The organism is Rhodobium orientis (genome assembly GCF_003258835.1).
GTDB lineage: Bacteria > Pseudomonadota > Alphaproteobacteria > Rhizobiales > Rhodobiaceae > Rhodobium > Rhodobium orientis.
In genome coordinates, this window is sequence record NZ_NPEV01000060.1 from 1 (window position 1) to 16,482 (window position 16,482).

The window sequence follows — 16,482 nt, forward strand, 5'->3', positions numbered from 1 at the left end:
CGTCCGGCTTTCCCGCCGCCGTCACGGCGTCGGCCCCCGGCGGGTCGATCCGCCGGGTGATCTACCTTCTTGTTTTAGTTTGATATTTTCAGAGTTTAGCTGAGTGTTCCAGTTTTCTAAGATTTCAAGGACGGAGTTCGAAGTTTCTACATCGATGTCCGCCATTTCCTTTTATAACTTATTGATTTTACTGATATTTCGCCTATCCGAGAGCTCTCGACCAACATATAAGCCCACATTTTATTCCGCATTTTGTCGGATGTAGTTGGCTGTTGTAAGATGACCTAGTCGGCACAATCGGCCAATGTCGTTGAGATGCCGAGGCTCTTACGCCCTCATTTTAGGGCCATGTCGTCACTCTCGCGGCAACCGCGACTCTCTCCCCTGGACTGCACCCGGTTTGGCAGACAATCCCCATCCTCACGCTGCGGCGCTTTCGAACGCCTCGGGACTGACGCCGCCAAGATGAGAATGGCGGCGGGTTCGGTTGTAGAAGACCTCGATATGGTCGAAGATGTCGGCTTAGGCGAGGTCTCGCGTTTTGTAGATGCGTTTTCGGATGCGCTCCTTCTTCAGGCTGCAGAAAGAAGGATACTGCGACGGCGTTGTCCCAGCAGTTCGCGCGCCTGCTCATGCTCGGCTCCAGATTGTGGGCTTGGCAAAACCGTTTGAAGTCGTCGCTGCCGTACTGGCTGCCCTGATCTGAGTGAACGACAACACGACCGGCGGGTTTCCTGCGCCAGACAGCCATGAGCAGCGCATCCAGGGCCAGTTCTTTCGAGGGACTGGGTTTCATCGACCAACCGACGACCTTGCGTGCAAAGAGATCGACGACGACCGCCAGATAAAGCCAGCCCTGCCAGGTCCGGATATAGGTGATGTCGGTCACCCAGACCTTGTTGGCCGCATCGACGGTAAACGCGCGCTGTAGCCGGTTCGGAGCGATGATCGAGGGCCGGCCGGCAATGGGTCGAGGCTTTTTGTAGCCGCGCACGGGCTTGATGCCGTTTTCCCGCATGATGCGCTCGACACGATGGAGCCCGCAGCTCTCTCCGGCTTCACGAAGGTCGCCGAAGATGCGACGCGCACCGTAAACGCCATGGCTTGCGCTGTAGGAGGCATGGATGAGATCGAGCAAGCGGGCATCTTCCCTGGCGTGATCGCTCACCGGCTCGTGCAGCCATGCATAAAACCCTGCGCGGACCACCCGCAGAACCCGACACATCAACGTAATGGCGTAGTCGCGACGGTGCTCGTTCATGAAGCGGTACTTCACTCGGGTTCCTTGGCAAAGTACCGCGCGGCTTTTTTTAGGAGATCCCGCTCCTCCTCGACCCGCCGCAGCTGCGCGCGCAGTCGAAGGACCTCGCTCTTGGCCTCCAGGAGTTCCTTCGACTGTTGCTCCGATCGGTCGGGCGATACGGCCTTGACCCACTTGTAAAGGCTATGGGCCGACACGCCCAATGAACTGGCCCCCATTTCGACCGGACAGTCCGGCGTAAGCAAGAAGGCTTGGGGATATCCCCAAGGACAGGCTTATGTCGGACGACTATCAGCGCATTGAAGTGATCACCGGAACGGCCCGCCGACGGCGGTGGACGACCGAGCAAAAACTCAGGATCATCGAGGAAAGCTATGACAGCGGAGCCAGCGTCTCGGAGGTGGCAAGGCGCAATAGCGTCGCCCCGACCCTGTTGTTCCGCTGGCGCCGCCTGATGGCCGAGGGAGGAACGGTAGCCGTGGGCTCGGACGACGATGTGATTGCCGCATCCGAAGTGCGCCGCCTGGAAGAGCGGGTGCGCGAACTGGAACGCTTGCTTGGCAAGAAGACCATGGAGAATGAGATCCTGCGCGAGGCGCTCGACAAGGCACGGGCAAAAAAACAGGGCTTGCGGCTGTTGTCGCCACGACAGGACGGTTCCCGATGAGCCGGATTGCCGAAGTCCTCCGGGTTTCGCGCTCCAATCTCTACGAGCGGCAACGCGGCGAGGCCAAATCCCGCGGCCCCTACGTCAAGGCCGCCGACGAGGCGCTGTTGCCGCTGATCCGGCGCGTCGTCTCTGAGCGGCCGACCTATGGCTATCGCCGCATCACCGCGCTGGTGAACCGGGAACTGGTGCAGAACGGCCGGGCGCCGGCCAATCACAAGCGCATCTACCGGATCATGAAGCGGCACGGGCTGCTGCTTCAGCGCCATACCGCCGACCGGCCCGGGCGTGTCCATGACGGCAAGATCATGGTGATGGCCTCGAACCTGCGCTGGTGTTCCGATGCCCTGGAGTTCACCTGCTGGAACGGCGAGGTCGTTCGCCTGGCCTTCATCATCGATGCCTTCGACCGCGAGATCATCGCCTTCGTGGCCGTTACCGGCGCCGGCATCAGCGGCTCCGATGTGCGCGACATGATGTTGGAGGCCGTAGAGAAACGGTTCGGAACGACAAGGGCGCCGCACGCAATCGAACACCTGTCGGACAACGGGAGTCCCTATACCGCCAAGGATACCCGCGACTTCGCCGCTGCGTTGAACCTCACTCCTTGCTTCACGCCGGTTCAGAGCCCGGAATCGAACGGTATGTCAGAAGCGTTCGTCAAAACCTTCAAGCGCGACTATGCTCGCGTCAAACCGCTGCCGGACGCCCAGACCGTGCTCCGGTTTATCCCCGGATGGATCGACGACTACAACGAAATCCATCCCCATTCAGCGCTCAAGATGCGCTCCCCAAGGGAGTTCATCCGAGCTCGGACCCAGTAGCCGGACTGTCCGGCGAAACGGGGGCAACTCCAGGGCAGTCCAAGGATAGGCGGGGCTTGTCTACCGGGATAGGGGCAGTCCAACCCAATAGCCGGACTGTCCGGTGAAACGGGGGCAACTCCATCTTCCGATTTATAAAGTCTCACTAACAAATTTGCACCCGGCGACCAAGCGGTCGCCGGGCGATTTGGTTTTGCATCGGAACACCTAAATTCAAATAATGCCTTCTGGAATCATCAAAATTTACGATTGATCAGCATGCACTTACGATAGGCTGGTCAAGTGCAAATGCAGTGTCACCTGATACGTGTTGTCTGACTCCGGCTCAGGACGGTCATCGATGTCAGTCCTGAGCCGTTTCCGGAGGCGATCGTCGCATGTCCACCGCGCCGAAAGATGACCGCGCGGCATCCTCGACGCCGACCACGACGTCCATTGAGAGCAGATCGACGTTGGTACCATGAAAGCTGCCGCTCACCGGCGCAACCTGCTCGATCTTCCGCGCGACGGCGACCGGGATCAGATTGGCTGACCCGACTGCCCGATTGGTGGGATCGAACGGGATCCAGCCAGCACCGGGGACAAACACTTCGACCCAGGCGTGTGTGGAGCCTATCGCCGTCGATCCGAGCCAATTTCCGCTCGGATTGTAGAGATAACCGGATACGAGGCGCGCTCCGAGGCCGAGCGTCCGCACCGCCTCGGCGAAGAGAACGGCAAAGTCGCGGCATGATCCCCAGCCCCTGTCCAGGGTTTCGAGCGGTCCCTGAGTGCCCTCGGTCTCCCGGCTCTGGTAGGCGATGCGTGCCGTCACGCCGTTGGCGACGTCTTTCAGCAAAGACAGCGTATCCGTCGGACGGTCCATCACGAACGCCTCGACCCAAGTAGCCAGACGGCGGGTATCGTCCGCATATTGCGGCAAGGCGAGCGCGCCGAGCTCAATGAGGTCGTCGGCCTCGTACTGAAAGGGATATGAGGTTGCGTAAGCCGCGATCGCGAAGACGGGCCAGACCGGTGCCGTCAGATCCACGGTCGCATGTGAATCGATGACGAGCACGTCGGATGGGCGATCGAACACGACGGTCGCGATTGCATTTCCTGCGACGTCATGTGACCAGACAATGTTTGCGGCCGGTGTGATATCGAGATCAAAGGCTACAAGCCGGAGATCGCGGGTCTCGCGTGGACGAAGCATCATCCGGTGCGGCCCCAGATCGACGGCGGATCCGTATCGATAGGTGGTGTTGTGGGAGATGTTGACCAGCGGCATCGGCGGCGATCTAAGAAATCCGGCCCAATGAGCGGCTCCGGCCGTATCCATATGGTGAGGACGCGGCGGTGCGCCAAGCCGTCGAACTCTTGCAGTGGGCGCAGGTCCGCTCGTAAAAGCCTTCGCTCCAAAACGGCCTCTTGCAGCGGAGACAAACACGCTCCGCCGGCACATCGCCCTGAGGCTTGGCCAATACCAGAGGCAGTGCCCCGATCTCTGTCATCACTTGTTCTCCTCACGTTTCGTCAGCCGCGCCAAATCGCTCAAGGCACGCTGGATCAGTTTGTGAAGCCGAGGGTCCTCCGCTTCCGGTGTCGCCGCGTATAACTCGAGAAGGAACCGCACTTCCTTCGTCGCCTCGATCCATGTGCGCGCCGGTTCAGCCAGCGTCGCCGCATCGATCTGCGCGCTCACACTGTCCGCCTCTTCATCCGGAGAAGCATGAGTGGTCACTGCTTTTCGACGCATGTCGATTTCCAGCTTTCCCTCTTTGGTCCGCCAAGTATCGAGATCGATGGGACGGTCCGTCACGGCATCACTCCTCCCACGGCACCTTTTCGCACCGCGACGAAGAAGGGCGGCTCGGCGCATGAGGGGCAAAAATGCGCATTCGCCGCCCCCTTGTCCCCGAAACTCCAACGGCAAAGCGACGTTCCCGCTTGTCCGCCGGCTTGCTGGTCGGTTGGCCTTTCAATTTCGTCTGCTCCGGTTCGGCGCGCGAAATGGTCAACCGGCGCTTCCGCCTCTTCAGATGACCGCGTCATTCGGGGTTTCGACTGTCCAGACCCTAAAGTCCTTCAAAGTGTTGGGGCCGAAAGTCTGCGTCAACGGAACATCCGCCGCGTCACGGCCCACGGCAATCAGGATCCTTGCGGTGCGCCTCATGTTGTTGCGCGGATCGAAGACCCACCAGCGTCCCTCGAGGAAGACTTCCATCCAGGCCGCAAAATCTCCGGGCGGATGGGGCTCAGGCTCGCCAATATCGCTCAGATAACCTGTGCAGTAGCGGGCCGGAATGTTCACGCAACGGCAGAACGCGATGGCGAGATGCGCGAAGTCGCGACAGACGCCATAGCGCCCGGAAAGGGTTTGCGACGCAGTGCGCGTTGCATCCGCCCGCATGTAGTCGAACGTTACCGTGTTGTGTACGAAGTCGCAGATCGCCTGAACCCGTGCCCATCCCGGTGCAGTGTCTCCGAACAGGCGCCATGCCTCATCCGAGAGGATGTCGGTATCGCAATAGCGGCTGCCGAGAAGGTAGACGAGCGTCTCGAACGGTAGGTCCTGGACCTGTTGCTGACGGGCTGCCGGACAGACCGGATCCAGTTGACCGGAATCGCGGAAAACGCCGTCGGTCGAGAGCGTGAAATCGCCAGCGGGTGCCACCATCCGCGTGCACCAATTGCCGAATCCGTCCCGGTAGCTTTCCAGTGGCACGCTGGGTGACGTCACCAGGTAGTCGGCTCGTTCGAGGTCACCGAAGCGCGAGTAGTGGACGTTCAGCAACGCGATCAATGGCGTCGGTTGGGGCAAGCTGTATTTGAGGCAGCACCCGATACTCACGCGCATGTCAGCCGACTCCGCTGTGTGGTCGGCCGCGCCGATGCATCACCGCCCACGAACACAAAAACCATCCGACAACTGGAAGCTTACATCGCAACGCCAGCTGTTGCCGGAGCGTTCGAGATGCGCATTCGCGGGCAGCTCGATTTCGATACAGGCGTTGTCGCGGGCTTCGTAGCCTCGTTGACATCGCCATCCGGAGCCGTACGAGCTTGTATCCAGGAAGGCGTTTGCCGGCACGAGAATCGCGTCACAGCGTTCGTCAACTGCTTTGAACCCCCTTTCACAGGCCCAGGCTCCACCATAACGGGCGTCGGACAGATAGCCGTTCTCGGGCACCGCGATCAGAAGGCATCCGCCCGCATCCGCGAAAAAGCCTCGATCGCAGTCCCAGCCCGAACCCGAAGGATCTTCCGTCAAGTATGCGTGGTCCGGCACGGTGATCGGCACGCACGCCTCTCGATCCTGCCGGAAACCGCGTTCGCATTGCCAATCGTAGCCCGACGCCCGAAGAAAGGCGTTTTCGGGTACGATGATCGCCTCACAAGACAAACCGCCCACTTCTTTGTATCCGCGGAGGCAGTCCCAACCCGTCCCGTACGACCGACCCGTCGCATATGCGTTCTCAGGCACCACAATTCGATCACATAAGTCGTTGTTCACACGATATCCCAGATCACAGTCCCAGCCGGCGCCATAGGCCCGTTTGTGGGCATTCGCAGGAGTGGATCCCGTGCCGTCCTGAGCGAACACGGGGAGGGCGAGAGCGACAAGGAAACCGGCCAGGATAGATACGCCGACTGTGAGGCCAACCCATGGCTTTTCGAATTTTCTAACGGTCATCGTCGCCTGTTCCTTTTCGGTCGGAGGCCGTTCTGCAGGTGCTGCCGCGGGCCTTCATTGCGCTTCAGGACGTCTTTGGATCACGTGCCGTCAGTCCATCGCTGCGCAGAGCTGCAATTCTGTTGACGCCGGCCATTTCGCCGGTCGAGATCAGGATTGAGAGTTCAACCTAATCCGACCGACACGGCATGCCCTCGTTCTCGGCAGCGTGTATCGCCTCGTGTGCGCAATATCGCCGTTGCGTGCGGCCAACGGCGGGAGCCGATCGGTGGCCATCCGAGCCCAAGTGGAGCGCCGTCAAGCCAGAACCGCTGCTCTTCGGGCTCATTTTGCCGTCGGGTCCCGCAATCGAGCGCATGTTGTAGATTATCTGCCTGCTCGGTCTCGTCATCGCAGGGACAACTTGATGAGCGCCACTGCCGCTAGAGCCTGCTCGTGCTGGTGATAGTCACCATGAAAGGCACCATCGACCTTGACCTCCCAGATGCCGTTTCGCTCTCTAAGCTGTACCCGATCGAGCCGAGACGATTGCTCGGTGGGACAAGGAGGTAATCCTTGTCCTTGCGGCGGTCGCGGAGCGATAGCCTCGCTCGCGGTCTCGGGCGGCCGAGTGGCGAGCAGTTCCCCGAGCAGCATAACCGCACGAATGAACTCCTCCGCGTAGTCGTCGGTGTCCCGGAAGTCGTGTTCCCGAACAGCCATGCTCATCGGCTCAACGAACCTCTTTCGCAAATGGTCGACGAAACGAGGTTCCGTGCGGGACATGTAGGCGATTAGCGACTGAAGAACCCTCTCATGGGCCAGCATGCGGCGCTCCAGGTCGCTTGCCTCGGAGCGGTATTGCGGAAGCATCTTAGTCGTTCCCATGACCTGTCTCCTCCTAATAGACGAGTCTTCGATTCGACTGGAGCGTTCAGAGTTTGAGCGCCGGAAGGCAGGCCGCCGCGATGTCCCTGTTTGGCCCGTCCGTTCCGGGCATCGTCGCCCAGCCGGTCTCCATAAGTGCGTCCCGCCGCTGGTAGGTTGAAGCCGCGCGGATCATCGCGAGTTTTTCCAGGCGCTCCTGGTCGTTCTGGGCCATGTCGAGGCAAACCGGAACCATAGCCGCGACCACGTCGTCACGAGCCATGGTCATAGCCCGTTCATCGGCCGTTCCGCCCGTAACCCAGCCTCCCCACGTGAAGCCGACGACGCTGACGACGACAGCGCCGATCACCGCGCCATAGATGCCGGGTTTGAGCCATTCGGGTGCGTTCATTTTCGCGTCCTCCAAGGGAAAAAAGCCGTTGCGCCTCGGCGACCGAAGGGCACATTCCTTGCCGTGCGGCCGGGACGTTAGCGCGGATGCTACTCCGTAGTCAGGCGTAACACTGTCGTCCTGCGGCACCTTCAATCGCTGCCGAGAATGACCTACATTCTTTTACGTTTCGATCGGATGTCGTACGCTGACCCAGGTTAGCGTCGGCCAGGGCTTGAGGTGATTTTCTTGCGCGCGACGCCCTCGTCGGCACGAACGCTCATTCAGGAGCTGTCAGCTCATGATATGGTTACGGTTTCTGTCGCTCGATGGCGGTCGGCACCGCCCATCTTACGGTGCATCCTTCGGCAGCGCGGCTTTGATCTCTTCCGGTTTTTCGGGATAGCCGGTTTTAAATTGCGAGTCGGCCTGCATTCCTCCGAGAAATCTGAAGAGATCGCTGTCCGTGCTCAGGACAAGCGTCGTTCCGTCGGAAATCATGTCGTCGTAGGCCTGCATCGTCCGCGTGAATTCATAGAAATCTACTGCCTGGGGACTGGCATTGTATGCCTTTGAATAGATATCCGCGGCGGTCGCGTCGGCCACACCGCGAATCTCCTCGACAGCCCGATAGGCCTCGGATCGTATCTTGTTCAGGTCCCGCTCGCGGTTGCCGCGAATGCGCGCCGCTTCCCCGTTGCCCTCGGACAGGAAACGCTCGGCGATCTGACGTCGCTCCGATATCATGCGGTCGTAGATCTTCGGCCGCACGCTTTCATTGTAGTTGATGCGCTTGAACCGGATATCGAGAAGTTCGATCCCGAACACGCGGACCTTTTCGGCGGCGGCTTCGAAGATTTCCTGCTCGACCAAGGCCCTTCCCTTCACGATGGGTACCAACGCGCCGATGTCCTGCGCCAGTTCCTCATCCGTCAGCAGGGTATCGCGCAGCGGCGATCTGTCCCTCGTCGTCCTGATGATCTCGATCAGTTCGTGCTTGGCAACGGCATTGCGGGTTTCGCTGCCGAGGATGTCATCGAGCCGCGACTGTGCGCTACGCTCATCGCGCAGACGCAGGAAGTATTGCAGCGGGTCGGTGATCTTCCAGCGGGCGAACAGATCGACGGAGATATAGAGCTTGTCTTTGGTGGGCATGTCGGACGGATTGCCGTCCCACTCCAGCACCCGTCGATCGATCCGGTTGACCTCCTGCACGAAAGGGATCTTGAGCTTTAACCCTGCTGTCGTGACCGGTGCCCCGACAGGTTTTCCGAACTGGGTGATGATAGCCTGTTCGACCTCCCCGACTGTGTAGATGGAAGCGGACGCGATCACGATGCCAGCGATCGCGATTCCGGCGAGGCCTAGCGAAATCATTTTCATTGCCGCTCTCCTGTCTGCCGGTTGAGGTCAAGAAATGGAAGGATGCTGCCGGTCGAACCGTCGACAATGATCTTGGACCGGATACCGGGCAGAACGTCTTGCATGGTCTCGATGTATATCCGCCGCATCGTCACCTCCGGCGCCTTCCCATACTCGGTTAGAAGGGCCGTGAATCGCGCCGCGTCACCCTCGGCCTCGTTGATGCGTTTGAGACGGTAGCCATCGGCCTCGCGAATACGCTGGTCCTTTTCACCTTCGGCCAGCGGGATGACCTTGTTGTATTCCCGGCGGGCCTCGTTGATGAGCCGTTCCTTTTCCTGCTGCGCCTGATTGACCTCGTTGAAGGAGGCCTGCACCGGCTCCGGCGGATTGATATTCTTCAGTTGTACCTGATCGATGCTGATTCCCATGGCGTATTTCGTGGCCAATGCCTGCATCTTCAAAAGAGCTTCGCTCTCGATCTCCTGCCGTCCGATCGTGATGACTTCGTCGACCGTTCGGTCGCCGACGACTTCGCGCATCACCGACTCGGAGACGTAACGCAAGGTCGCGCTCGGCTCGCGGACCTCGAAGAGAAACTTCAGAGGCTCGGAGATCCGGTATTGCACGACCCACTCCACGAGCGCCGCGTTCAGATCGCCCGTGACCATCTCGGTCTCGCGTCGCCCCTCTGTCGGGCTCTGATACGGATCGTTCGCGCCAGGGGTCGCGAAGCCGAATTCCTGTTTCAACTGACGCTTCACGGGCACGATCGTGGCGACGTCGATGCCGAGCGGAAACTTGAAATGCAGACCGGGCGAAACCTCCGAGCTGAATTTTCCGAAACGCTGTACGATTGCAACGGAGTCGCTCGGTACCGTGTAGTAGGAGGACCATGCGCCGAACGCGGCAAGCGCAATCGCGCCGGCGACCAACATACTCCTTGTTGGCGGCTGACCGCTTGGCAGCAGGTTACTCAATTGTTCGCGCACCTGCCGAAGAAGGTCATCGATCTCTGGAGGGGAGGGTCTCGGGTTGTTGCTCCAAGGTCCACGATTTGGCGGACCCTCGTTTTGTGCAGGCATGGCGCATGTCCTCTCTCGATCTGCAAGAACCGACCCGATTGACCATCTTGGGCGGCGATCTCCTGGTGACGCACATTCCGCGCGCCATGACCTTCGCGTTATCCCAATGTCCGAGATGATTTTCTGCCTGGGGCGACAGGGCATTCCGAAGGCTCGACCGTATCGAGTCCCGCTTCGGCTAACCGCAATCGGATCCGTTCCCCCGCAAAAGCGTACGAAAAGCTTGGCCCGACTTGGCACTCGGACGTTTTCTAGCTTTTGATCGGCTGGCCCGTACTGCTTCAGGTTAGTCTGGTTCGACGTTTGGATTAGCTGCACCTGATGAGCGGTGGCGAGAATCGCCGGCGTGGATTTGCGCCGCGTACAAACGACTTCAATCCAGGCTAACCTGCATTAGTGCACTGAAATGGCGCGGCTGATAGGCAGGCGTCGTCCACCAGATGGTGAAGAGTATGGATTCCGATATCGTTGTTGGGCAGGTAAGCTGGCAAGCCGTTCTTGACCAATTGACCCGCCGCCGCACTCACTCCGGTTGGGCCATCCATGAAAGGACAATCCTATGATGCTCGACATGAGCCGACCGACCTTGAAAATGAAGTCCGTCAAGCTGGCATGCGACAACGCACCCGCTGGCCCGAAGAAGGACGAAGCGCTCAGGCACTTACTTGCTGCCGAAAAGGCACACGAGGAAATGGCCGAAGCATTGGCGAACAATCAACTCGACGAAGCAATCGCGGCGCTCCGGTGACGGCGTTCGCATGCGGTGCCTGCCGGGTCCGACCGATATACATCGGACAACCCTCCGCTCATTTGAGCAGCGGCCCCTCGTGGTCCAGATACGTGGAATCGAATTCGGCGAGTTCTGCCAGACGATCGCGATCGTCGAACGACACATGACCGTCGCGAAATGTCACCAGTCCGCGCTCGCGCAGTTGCCGAAGCACGCGGTTCACGTGGACCGCGCTAAGGCCCAGGGCGTCGGCCAGATGATACTGCGTGAGCGGACAGTCGTAGCCGTCCTTGCTCCCGATGCCAACCAGAGCCAGCCGCGACCCGAGCTCTAGCAGGAAGTGCGCCATACGGGCATCCGAATCGCGGCGCCCGACGCCGACGAGATGTTCGACGACCATCGCCTCGTCCCGCGACGCCGCCCAAAATATGGCCGTCGCCAAACGAGGGGTATCCGCGAATGCCTTGAGAAGGTCGCTTGCGAGGACTTCCGCCGCCTCGATATCGACGATGGGCTCGAAACTGTGATCGGACGTGCGCAATAAGACGCTGCGCAATCCGAGAAAGTCTCCGGGAATCTGGAAGTCGACAATCTGGCGCGATCCGTCGGGCTGAATTTTGTAGGAACAGACCCAACCGGATGCAAGGATATAGGCGGCCTGTTTCGACTGTCCCTGATGCACGAGGTCGCGCCCGGCGACAAATACCCTGCGCCGCTGATGCAAGCCCGCCAGTACTGCGAGCTCGGCGTCGGACAACGCGACGAAGGCCGAAAGCTTTCGGCCGAGCGGGCTTTGGTCCGTCATGCTCATGGCGTCTCCCGCATTGTTTGGGCCTCACCCGTATTGTTTGACGATATGCGCAGCAGCCGGCGCGAAGGCTGACTTCCATCAGTTCCGTATAACGCATTTTCTGAAAGGGTGCCGCAGTTCGTCAGGCCGCCGCGACCTGATTCCTTGTCGGTAGAAAGGACTTATCCGATGCCGGACCATACGGATTACGGAGGCATGGCCGCACTTTCGATCTGCGAAGCGCTGCTGCTTGCCCTGAACGATCATGAGATTCTTCCCGAAAGGGAGATACTGGGGATCCTTCAGGATGCTGCCGCGGCTCACGAGAACGCTGATGGGACCGACGACGAGAAGGAAACGCACCGAGCCGTCGCTGCACTGATCGACCGGATCATCGCCGGAGGAAATTCGGTTCGAAGACCATGAGCGGGTTGAAGATTTCGCATCGGTTTCCCGGCTCTTCGAGCGCCCTGGATTCCAACGGCTCACGCCATCGAAAACGACAAGAGGCACACGGCGTCCATGGTCTATCAGGAAGAAACAAACCTACCCCGTGAGACCGCCGACAGGATCACGAAGCCTTTCGCGCGGTTTCTGAAGATCGAGGCTGCGGCAGGCGGGCTCCTGCTTCTGGCGGTGCTGCTTGCCCTGGCATTGGCCAATTCGCCCTGGGCTGAGGCTTTCCTGGGCTTCTGGGAACTTCCGATTGGCCTGACGTTCGGTGCGCTGGATTTCAGCCGCTCTCTGCGCCACTGGATCAACGACGGACTGATGACCCTGTTTTTCTTCGTGCTTTCGCTGGAGCTCAAGAGGGAGATCGTTCTCGGCGAACTGCGAAATCCCAGACAGGCCGCGCTACCTTTCGCGGGTGCGTTGGGCGGCATGGTCGTTCCTGTCTCGCTCTATCTTGCATTGAAGATTGGAGAGCCGGGAGTTCACGGATGGGGCACCGTGATGGCGACGGATACCGCGTTGGTGATCGGATGCCTTGCGCTGTTCGGAAACCGAATTCCACCGACCTTGCGTCTGTTTCTGCTCTCCCTGGCGATTTTCGATGACGTCGGGGCGATCCTCGTTGTCGCTTTCGGCTATGGGGATAAGATGAACTGGTCGGCTCTCGGGCTCGGATTGCTGGCGCTCGGCGCGGTCGCCGGCATCGCGCGTTTCGGGGTCAGAAGCGTGCCGATCTACTTCCTGCTGGGAGGCGCGATCTGGCTGTGTTTCGATGCCTCCGGCATTCATGCGACAATCGCCGGCGTGATCCTTGGACTGATGACACCGGCCCGGGTGTGGGTAAGCGATACGCGTTTGCGTGCGATCCTGGGGCGTGTGCTCGCCTATCCGGTTGGCGAGCATTGGAGTGGTGATACCGTTGACCGCCACGACCTCCGTCAGGCCGGCAGGGCAGTTACGGAGTCCCTGTCTCCGGTGGAACGACTCGAACTGATGCTGCACCCATGGGTCGGCTTTGCGATCATGCCGATTTTCGCGCTGGCGAATGCCGGCATAACAATCAGTGGCGCTCATTTCGGGCAGTCGGTCTCGGTGGCCATCATTGTCGGGCTGGTACTGGGAAAGCCAATTGGTGTTCTCGGTTTCAGCTGGCTCGCCGTCCGCTCCGGACTGGCGGTGCTCGGACCCGGTCTGTCATGGTCCTTCGTCGTCGCAGGCGCCTTGCTCACGGGCATCGGCTTCACGATGTCGCTGTTCATCGCCGGCCTGGCATTCGAACCGGCGATGCTCAACGCCGCAAAGCTCGGGATCCTATCGGGATCGGCTGTCGCCGCGGTGGCGGGTACGGTGATGCTGGTTCTATTGACATCCCGCGCGGCCCGCGGCGGAGCCGTCGCATGAAACCATGATCGAGCCCGCCTCGCCAAGTGCTTGTGTCGGGTGACCTGCAAAGGAAAGCCAGGTGTCAAGTCGGTCGATCCACACGATTGGCTTCGGCAGATCCTCTTGCGGGAGAGATGTGATTCTGAGGCCGAACGCTCCTTTCAACTGTGCGTCCGGTGCAGCTCTTAGAACGGGAAGAACATCCAAGTTGCCCCAACCACCGCGGTACCGACGATAACGTTCATTGGAATCCCGATCTTGAGAAAGTCGAAAAATCTGTAGTTTCCCGCTCCGTACACCAAAGTGTTCGTCTGATAGCCGATCGGTGTCGCGAAGCTCGCACTCGCCCCGAACATCACCGCGACGACAAACGGTCTCGGGTCGGCCCCGATTTGTTCAGCAAGTCCGATCGCGAGTGGCGTCACCACGACGGCTACCGCGTTGTTGGTAACCGCCTCGGTGAGCACCGATGACAACACGAAGACAGCAGCCAACGCCACAAGAGGATGCTGCCCGATGAGCAGGGGGGCGACAGCGTCGACGATAAGTTCAACGGCCCCCGAATGCTGCAATCCCGCCCCTACGATCAGCATCGAGATGACCAGCACAAGGACGCTCGCGTCGATTGCCCCCCAAGCTTCGTCATTGTCTATGCATCGTAGCACGAGGATTGCCGAGACGGCGACCAACGCAAGTATGCTGATCTCGGCAATCCCCGCCACGGCAAGAGCCACCACTGCTATCAGCGCAAGGAGAACAAGCGGCGCCTTACGCCGGCGAAACGCACGACCGCCCGCTTGCGTTATCGCGGCAAGATCGCCCGCCTCGGTCATTCGGGCGAAGGCTTCGGGCGTCCCTTCGAGCAGCAGCTTGTCCGCCGGTCGCAGCAAAGCCGTCGACAGATCGGGTCCGAGATTCTCACCGTGGCGATGGGCGCCGAGCACACGCATTCCATAGCGATGGCCTATCGCCAGTTGCGCGATGCGCACCCCGCGGCTCCTGCGCGACAGGGTAACGATAGCCTCCGCGACCACCAGGTCGGTTGCATCACCGGCCGCTGGTCCCTGACGCAGGCCCACATCCACACCTTGGAGGTTTCGCAGGGTTAGCAGTTCAGATGTAGTCACCTTGGCGATGAGCCTATCGCCGAACTCGAGAACGTGCTCGCTCAAGCCTTCCGATTTGACGCTTGACCGCGTTCGAATCCCGATGATTTCCACGCCGCGCCGGTTCATGTCGCCGATCTGACTGACTTTCGTCCCGAGACCTCTATAGCCCTCGCGGGGGCGTAGCTCTGTCAGGAACGTCGCCTCTCCGTCCGCGCCGGGATCCGCGCGATCCCTCCGATCGGGCAGCAAGACGGGTCCCAGGATCAGCAGGACGATACCGCCGGTGACCGCAGCAACCAAACCGACCGGCGTTATTTCGAGAATCGAGAACGGCTCGAGCCCGGCATTCTGTGCCACGCCATCGACAAGCAGATTCGTGGAGGTGCCGATGAGCGTGCAGGTTCCACCCAGAACCGCCATGTAGGACAGAGGTATCAGCATTCGCGTCGCCGCAAGGTCAAGGCTTCGCGCGAGGCGGATTGCCACTGGGATCAGGACGATGACAACCGGTGTGTTGTTCATCACGGCCGACGCAAGGAGTGTAGCCAGCAGAAATACGGCCGTACCGGCAATTGGTCGGCGGCTTGCTGCCGCCACAACCCAATGAGCGAGCGCATCAAGAGCCCCGGTTCTGACCAACGCACCACTGATAACGAACATAGCGGCGATCGTAATTGGTGCAGGATTAGCAAACGCCGCCAGAACCTCCGACGTGGGAACGAGGCCGAAGACGACAAAGAGAGCCGCGGCGCCCGCGGCGGTGACGTCTGGGGCAAAGCGCTCTGATACGAATCCTGCAAAGAGGAGCGAAAGAAGCCCCAGTGCAAGAAAAGCCTCATAGCCAACTGCAATATCGATCGATTTTCTCCAACTTCGAAGGGGCTTGCTTTCAGACTTCACCGCCTCTTGCACGAACGATCAGATCGCACCTGATTCACGGCACAGAATTGTCCAAGAAATAAATCGTCTCACCGCAAGCTTTTATAGAAATTAATTAGCCGGAAGATCTAGAAAAATCAGAATTTTAGTTAAAATTCCGCAAAATAAATTTTTGAATGCTAATATATAATCCAAAAGAAAACCTTTATTTTTGCGCGAAATCCCCTGATCGTCAATCACGGCTTTGTGTGCTTTGCCATTACTGTAGTATCGCTTTCGAGGGTCTGATTGCGCACTGGCATGTCGTCACTATTTGGGTTTACTGCGGCCATATGCATGGTCGAACCAATGTCGATCGCCGCAGCGCCGGAATTGACCATCTTCAAAGCTGGCTGGTCGCCGCTGGTAGTCTTTATCATGGCATCACCTCCGTTCATCCTGGAGGGGTTGGGCCATGCAAGTCCGTCATCTTCCTAACCGGGATCACCGTCGAAGCCGCGTCACCATTCTCAAGTGCGCATCGGCCCATGTGCCACGTCTTTTAACGGGGTCGAATGCCTCCAATAAGCCATCGGCAACTCCCCTCCGCATGCAAGAGTAGCAGGTGTTTCTACCGCGCACAGGCGGGCCACGGCCCTGCGACGGTTTTTTAGGATGTCGCGCTCCTGCTTGAGCACCGCGTTCTCTCTGCGAAGCCGCTTCAGTTCGGCATGAAGATCTGGATGTGCCTCAATCGGCTCCTCCGCATCGCGCTCCTGCCGCAGCCACCGCGACAGCGTCGAAAGCCCGATGTCGAGAGCCTCCGCAATCTCACGCCGCGTGCGCCCGCTCGTCAGCGCCAGCCGGACCGCTTCTCTCCGGAACTCCGGCGTCGGTCGTTTCCCTTTTGACATAGAACACTTCCTGGTTCCTCAGTTGGTGCCCTCCACTTTTCCAGGGCAAGTCTAGGGTGAAACGTTCTGGGCTTAGAATTACAGCTCACAGCGCCCGGTCCACGGCCGGCCCGTACCAGGGGGGCTGACGAGA

General features: G+C 59.8%; 15 protein-coding genes and 2 pseudogenes. 4 read left to right on the forward strand and 13 right to left on the reverse strand.

Annotated elements, in window-relative coordinates; translation table 11 throughout:
* Window positions 1-420: 420 nt before the first annotated feature.
* Window positions 421-1,506 (reverse strand): annotated as a pseudogene (locus CH339_RS20320) (IS3 family transposase).
* Between the two features lie 14 nt (window positions 1,507-1,520).
* Here CH339_RS20320 and CH339_RS20330 point away from each other — a divergent pair.
* Window positions 1,521-2,752 (forward strand): IS3 family transposase gene (locus CH339_RS20330; RefSeq protein WP_111436205.1). Its coding sequence is split into 2 segments (ribosomal slippage): window positions 1,521-1,875 and window positions 1,875-2,752, totalling 1,233 coding nucleotides; the frame shifts between segments, so codons are not numbered across the junction.
* Between the two features lie 343 nt (window positions 2,753-3,095).
* On the opposite strand, the gene CH339_RS20335 is transcribed toward CH339_RS20330, so the two are convergent.
* The 8 genes from CH339_RS20335 to hflK all read right to left on the reverse strand — a co-directional run bounded on the left by CH339_RS20335 (window position 3,096) and on the right by hflK (window position 10,112).
* Window positions 3,096-4,022 carry a transglutaminase family protein gene (locus tag CH339_RS20335; protein WP_111436206.1) on the reverse strand — a complete coding sequence of 309 codons (927 nt, stop codon included), beginning with the start codon at window positions 4,020-4,022 and terminating at the stop codon, window positions 3,096-3,098.
* Window positions 4,023-4,244: 222 nt separating this feature from the next.
* Window positions 4,245-4,553: a hypothetical protein gene (locus CH339_RS20340; RefSeq protein WP_146610263.1), complete on the reverse strand. Its 309-nt coding sequence runs from the start codon at window positions 4,551-4,553 to the stop codon at window positions 4,245-4,247.
* Window positions 4,554-4,769: 216 nt separating this feature from the next.
* Window positions 4,770-5,591 carry a transglutaminase-like domain-containing protein gene (locus tag CH339_RS20345; RefSeq protein WP_111436208.1) on the reverse strand — a complete coding sequence of 274 codons (822 nt, stop codon included), beginning with the start codon at window positions 5,589-5,591 and terminating at the stop codon, window positions 4,770-4,772.
* A gap of 39 nt (window positions 5,592-5,630) precedes the next feature.
* Entirely contained in the window at window positions 5,631-6,428 is a 798-nt protein-coding gene (locus CH339_RS24455; RefSeq protein WP_146610264.1) for a hypothetical protein, read from the reverse strand.
* 387 nt (window positions 6,429-6,815) lie between these two features.
* Window positions 6,816-7,295, reverse strand: a complete 480-nt coding sequence (locus tag CH339_RS20350) for a hypothetical protein (protein ID WP_201240990.1) — start codon at window positions 7,293-7,295, stop codon at window positions 6,816-6,818.
* Window positions 7,296-7,341: 46 nt separating this feature from the next.
* Window positions 7,342-7,686 carry a hypothetical protein gene (locus tag CH339_RS20355; protein WP_111436223.1) on the reverse strand — a complete coding sequence of 115 codons (345 nt, stop codon included), beginning with the start codon at window positions 7,684-7,686 and terminating at the stop codon, window positions 7,342-7,344.
* A 330-nt stretch (window positions 7,687-8,016) separates the two neighbouring features.
* Window positions 8,017-9,048 (reverse strand): protease modulator HflC, encoded by a 1,032-nt coding sequence (gene hflC, locus CH339_RS20360; RefSeq protein ID WP_111436209.1) that lies wholly within the window; start codon window positions 9,046-9,048, stop codon window positions 8,017-8,019.
* Complete coding sequence (gene hflK / locus CH339_RS20365) at window positions 9,045-10,112, reverse strand: FtsH protease activity modulator HflK (protein ID WP_111436210.1); 1,068 nt, start codon at window positions 10,110-10,112, stop codon at window positions 9,045-9,047. Before hflK ends, hflC begins: the two co-directional genes overlap by 4 nt.
* Before the next feature lie 559 nt (window positions 10,113-10,671).
* Here hflK and CH339_RS20370 point away from each other — a divergent pair.
* Entirely contained in the window at window positions 10,672-10,860 is a 189-nt protein-coding gene (locus CH339_RS20370) for a hypothetical protein (RefSeq protein ID WP_111436211.1), read from the forward strand.
* A 58-nt stretch (window positions 10,861-10,918) separates the two neighbouring features.
* Here the strand turns inward: CH339_RS20370 and CH339_RS20375 are convergent, their stop codons facing one another.
* Window positions 10,919-11,653, reverse strand: a complete 735-nt coding sequence (locus CH339_RS20375) for a Crp/Fnr family transcriptional regulator (protein ID WP_201240989.1) — start codon at window positions 11,651-11,653, stop codon at window positions 10,919-10,921.
* Between the two features lie 168 nt (window positions 11,654-11,821).
* On the opposite strand from CH339_RS20375, the gene CH339_RS20380 reads away from it, so the two are divergent.
* Complete coding sequence (locus tag CH339_RS20380) at window positions 11,822-12,058, forward strand: hypothetical protein (protein WP_111436212.1); 237 nt, start codon at window positions 11,822-11,824, stop codon at window positions 12,056-12,058.
* Window positions 12,059-12,154: 96 nt separating this feature from the next.
* Complete coding sequence (gene nhaA, locus CH339_RS20385) at window positions 12,155-13,486, forward strand: Na+/H+ antiporter NhaA (RefSeq protein WP_111436213.1); 1,332 nt, start codon at window positions 12,155-12,157, stop codon at window positions 13,484-13,486.
* A gap of 167 nt (window positions 13,487-13,653) precedes the next feature.
* Here the strand turns inward: nhaA and CH339_RS20390 are convergent, their stop codons facing one another.
* The 3 genes and pseudogenes from CH339_RS20390 to CH339_RS25205 form a co-directional block, all read right to left on the reverse strand.
* Window positions 13,654-15,489 carry an SLC13 family permease gene (locus tag CH339_RS20390; RefSeq protein ID WP_245408185.1) on the reverse strand — a complete coding sequence of 612 codons (1,836 nt, stop codon included), beginning with the start codon at window positions 15,487-15,489 and terminating at the stop codon, window positions 13,654-13,656.
* A 203-nt stretch (window positions 15,490-15,692) separates the two neighbouring features.
* Window positions 15,693-15,875: a hypothetical protein gene (locus CH339_RS20395; RefSeq protein ID WP_146610265.1), complete on the reverse strand. Its 183-nt coding sequence runs from the start codon at window positions 15,873-15,875 to the stop codon at window positions 15,693-15,695.
* A gap of 207 nt (window positions 15,876-16,082) precedes the next feature.
* Window positions 16,083-16,349, reverse strand: a pseudogene (locus tag CH339_RS25205) (transposase); the annotation flags it as partial.
* Between the last annotated feature and the right edge of the window lie 133 nt (window positions 16,350-16,482).

Bases quoted from the DNA above. Each gene is read 5' to 3' on its own strand.
- CH339_RS20335 (WP_111436206.1), bottom strand. From the start codon at position 4,022: ATGCCGCTGGTCAACATCTCCCACAACACCACCTATCGATACGGATCC.
- CH339_RS20345 (WP_111436208.1), bottom strand. From the start codon at position 5,591: ATGCGCGTGAGTATCGGGTGCTGCCTCAAATACAGCTTGCCCCAACCG.
- CH339_RS24455 (WP_146610264.1), bottom strand. From the start codon at position 6,428: ATGACCGTTAGAAAATTCGAAAAGCCATGGGTTGGCCTCACAGTCGGC.
- CH339_RS20350 (WP_201240990.1), bottom strand. From the start codon at position 7,295: ATGGGAACGACTAAGATGCTTCCGCAATACCGCTCCGAGGCAAGCGAC.
- CH339_RS20355 (WP_111436223.1), bottom strand. From the start codon at position 7,686: ATGAACGCACCCGAATGGCTCAAACCCGGCATCTATGGCGCGGTGATC.
- hflC (WP_111436209.1), bottom strand. From the start codon at position 9,048: ATGAAAATGATTTCGCTAGGCCTCGCCGGAATCGCGATCGCTGGCATC.
- hflK (WP_111436210.1), bottom strand. From the start codon at position 10,112: ATGCCTGCACAAAACGAGGGTCCGCCAAATCGTGGACCTTGGAGCAAC.
- CH339_RS20370 (WP_111436211.1), top strand. From the start codon at position 10,672: ATGATGCTCGACATGAGCCGACCGACCTTGAAAATGAAGTCCGTCAAG.
- CH339_RS20375 (WP_201240989.1), bottom strand. From the start codon at position 11,653: ATGAGCATGACGGACCAAAGCCCGCTCGGCCGAAAGCTTTCGGCCTTC.
- CH339_RS20380 (WP_111436212.1), top strand. From the start codon at position 11,822: ATGCCGGACCATACGGATTACGGAGGCATGGCCGCACTTTCGATCTGC.
- nhaA (WP_111436213.1), top strand. From the start codon at position 12,155: ATGGTCTATCAGGAAGAAACAAACCTACCCCGTGAGACCGCCGACAGG.
- CH339_RS20395 (WP_146610265.1), bottom strand. From the start codon at position 15,875: ATGATAAAGACTACCAGCGGCGACCAGCCAGCTTTGAAGATGGTCAAT.